We start from the raw sequence: 2,620 nt of genomic DNA, 5'->3' as shown, positions 1-2,620 counted from the left end.
TCATACTCGATCTGATTGATGATGAAATTCGGCATATGAGCCCCGTTAAAATCCAGTTTAAACGCTGTATCGATAGCGTACTGACGGGGCCGGCTGAGGCGGGTTTATTGTGTATTACATAAGAAAAACCCCGCTCGGTGGTGGGGTTGGTGTTAGACCATGCACAGTTTCATGCATCAATGCTGATAGGTCAATTGTCCTCAATTGAGATTTATTTTAGAGTCCTTACATTAACTAAAGATAAGGAAATCACAATGCGGCATCGACATCTTACCGCTGGCGCCATCCTCTGCGTGCTGGCGTCCTGCACACTTCAAGCAGCCGTTTATAAATGCACGGATAAAAATGGTCAGCTGACCTATAGCGGGCAACCATGCGGAGGCGACGCAAAACCTGTTGATGTCAAAGTCTACATACCATCAGCTGAGACTGTGGCCGCCGCACAAAAAGACCTGGATGAATTAAGTAAACAACAGGATGCATCAAGACGGGAAAGAGAAATTGCGAGTCTGGAAAACCAAATCAAAGGTAAACAACGAGAGATGCGCACAGAGCTTGACCGGTTGGAAAGAAAAAAAAGTTATGCCAACAACAACCTAGCAGGCGCAACATTCTTGAACAGTGTGTCAGTTGAAATGCAAGCCGTTACGGCGCAATACCAAGCCGAGATAGATTCACTTCGCAAGGAAATCGAGAGCATTCAACAACAATGAACCCCGCCGAAGCGGGGTTATGAATCAAACATATCCGGTTGATGCCGTTTCCTGTGCAGCTTGCGCTGCTCGGCGATAATGACATAGAGCTGTGGGTGGCTCAGTTTGTAGTGCGTGGCAATGCTATCCATCGGCTCGTTCTGGTACCAACGCTCAAAGATCTCAAGGTCACGCAATGCAGCCTTGAGCTTTTCTCCAGTTGGGATGTAGTAGGCCCGACCGCCCAGGTAGTGAGCCAGCACCAGGGCCAACTTGCGGGACTTAACCCCCGGCTCTGCCACCCCCTCCCGTTTCAATTCGCTCGCCATAACCTCAGCAAGATCCGCAAGTGATTGCGGCCATTTGGCCTTGAGCTCATCGATTGGGATTAAGTCCATCCGGTCAACAAGTTGTCCCAAGGCTTCATGGTCATCTGCAAACAAGTCCATCGTTTTGTTATCCATCCCGACCTCCTCGCTTAACCAGGGCGACCAGCTCGGCAACCCGATCCCGGTTCCGTTGTTGCTGTGCTTCACTCATCGGTGGCGCGGTCAACAGGGGGTTAACCGGCTGTGGCCGCGATGGCAGGTAATGCAGCAAGTGCTTTGGCGCTGGCCAGCGGTCAACGTCACGCATCATGCGGACGAACGCCGCCGCAATCCGCTGGCTATCCAACGACTCAGTCCAACCGATTGGGGCTGCCCACAGCGTTTCGGCCCAACTGGCGGCCGTCAGCTGAATGGTCTCCATGGCCGGGGTACCCTGTAGCGATAACGAGATCAGCTTCTGCAGACCAGTGGCCAACTCGCCCATAAACCATTGTTCATGTTGTCCGGCTGCCATCATTTACCCCCTTTGAGCGCTTCGAGCGCCATCATGCCGCCCGCTGTTTTGCTGGTCATTCTGGCGGGCTGTTGCATGATCTGCCCTGGTTGTTGCACAGCAGGGCTGTTTTGTTGCAACGCCATACCCTCTATCACTCGTTTTAGGTAGTTGTGATTCGATAGCGGCTTCCACACGGCAGGGTTTTGTTGAGCCTTGCTGCGCATGGCTTCAACCACCTCGGCCAGGGCTGGAGCAATTTCGGCACCGCCCAACGCCAGAACATCCCCCATCAACCGCAACGCCCGGTCATTGGCCAGGTCGCGGTTGTGGGAGCGAAACAAGCCGATATAGCCCACAAGGGCAGTGCCATGTTCGATCGTCAGCGGTACCAGCGAGGCCATCAGTTGACGGCCCGCCTCATCCTGCACCAATGCCTCCAGGTGGATCTGCCCATGACAAATGGGGCAACGTCCTAACTTCATACATTCACCCCATGCTGCACTTCATACGCATCCAGAACGCCTTGATACCCGGCTGGTTTCCCAGTCCGAGGGTTGGATGGCACCCGCNAGCGCCGTTTCGCTACCATCCCGGACAAATCCATGCTGGTGCATGGTGATCCAGATGGCCCGGATCTTGGTAATTTCGGCAACCTTGACCGGCACCTCTGATGCAGGGCTTAAACGGGGCTTTTTCACCGGGTTTACACGGCGTTTAAACCCAGCAGCCTTGAACGATTCCAGCAAAGCCTCCAGCTCTCTATCCAGCAGTTGGGAACAACTGGTTTTCCCGGTGGCCACCGAGTCGATGGCCGCCCGGTAGGCATCGTCATCCAGCGCCAGCTCGCGCTTGGCCACATGGGCCAACTGGATCAGTTGTGCTCTAGTCGCCATCGTTGTCCTCCAACTTCTCCACGAACAGTGGCTTACCGCGAGGCGCTGGGCCTAACCGCCATGCGGGCGTGTTGGCATCTAACCAGGCCACCGCTTGCTCGACAGTGGCGTGACCAGGCAGCGAACACCGCACTATTTCAACCAGCTCTGCCTGTTCCTTTAACACTTCAATCTCTCGCCAAGCCTGACTAGCCGGAGCCGCCTTGGGCT

At 54.6% G+C, this 2,620-nt stretch carries 6 protein-coding genes; 1 reads left to right on the top strand and 5 read right to left on the bottom strand.

Annotated features, from left to right (window positions below):
* Window positions 1-149 precede the first annotated feature (149 nt).
* A complete protein-coding gene (locus ACYVG7_RS06745) occupies window positions 150-713 on the top strand; it encodes a DUF4124 domain-containing protein (protein ID WP_460882445.1) in 564 nt (187 codons plus the stop codon).
* A 17-nt stretch (window positions 714-730) separates the two neighbouring features.
* Here the strand turns inward: ACYVG7_RS06745 and ACYVG7_RS06740 are convergent, their stop codons facing one another.
* The 5 genes from ACYVG7_RS06740 to ACYVG7_RS06720 all read right to left on the bottom strand — a co-directional run.
* Complete coding sequence (locus ACYVG7_RS06740; RefSeq protein ID WP_460882444.1) at window positions 731-1,156, bottom strand: Mor transcription activator family protein; 426 nt, start codon at window positions 1,154-1,156, stop codon at window positions 731-733.
* Window positions 1,149-1,535 (bottom strand): hypothetical protein, encoded by a 387-nt coding sequence (locus ACYVG7_RS06735; RefSeq protein WP_460882443.1) that lies wholly within the window; start codon window positions 1,533-1,535, stop codon window positions 1,149-1,151. The genes ACYVG7_RS06740 and ACYVG7_RS06735 overlap by 8 nt, the downstream gene beginning before the upstream one ends.
* The gene (locus ACYVG7_RS06730; RefSeq protein ID WP_460882442.1) at window positions 1,535-1,999 is read right to left on the bottom strand and encodes a hypothetical protein; all 465 of its coding nucleotides are present in this window, start codon (window positions 1,997-1,999) and stop codon (window positions 1,535-1,537) included. Before ACYVG7_RS06730 ends, ACYVG7_RS06735 begins: the two co-directional genes overlap by 1 nt.
* A 21-nt stretch (window positions 2,000-2,020) precedes the next feature.
* Window positions 2,021-2,410 carry a gp16 family protein gene (locus tag ACYVG7_RS06725; RefSeq protein ID WP_460882441.1) on the bottom strand — a complete coding sequence of 130 codons (390 nt, stop codon included), beginning with the start codon at window positions 2,408-2,410 and terminating at the stop codon, window positions 2,021-2,023.
* Window positions 2,400-2,620 (bottom strand): hypothetical protein (locus tag ACYVG7_RS06720; protein ID WP_460882440.1); only part of this gene is annotated, 221 nt, incomplete at its 5' end. The genes ACYVG7_RS06725 and ACYVG7_RS06720, both read right to left, overlap by 11 nt.

This window comes from Pseudaeromonas pectinilytica (genome assembly GCF_054780855.1).
This window is presented reverse-complemented; position numbering and strand designations above follow the sequence as displayed.

What these genes read in the sequence shown, in the direction of transcription:
- ACYVG7_RS06740 (WP_460882444.1), bottom strand. Translation starts at nt 1,156, where the DNA reads ATGGATAACAAAACGATGGACTTGTTTGCAGATGACCATGAAGCCTTG.
- ACYVG7_RS06735 (WP_460882443.1), bottom strand. Translation starts at nt 1,535, where the DNA reads ATGGCAGCCGGACAACATGAACAATGGTTTATGGGCGAGTTGGCCACT.
- ACYVG7_RS06730 (WP_460882442.1), bottom strand. Translation starts at nt 1,999, where the DNA reads ATGAAGTTAGGACGTTGCCCCATTTGTCATGGGCAGATCCACCTGGAG.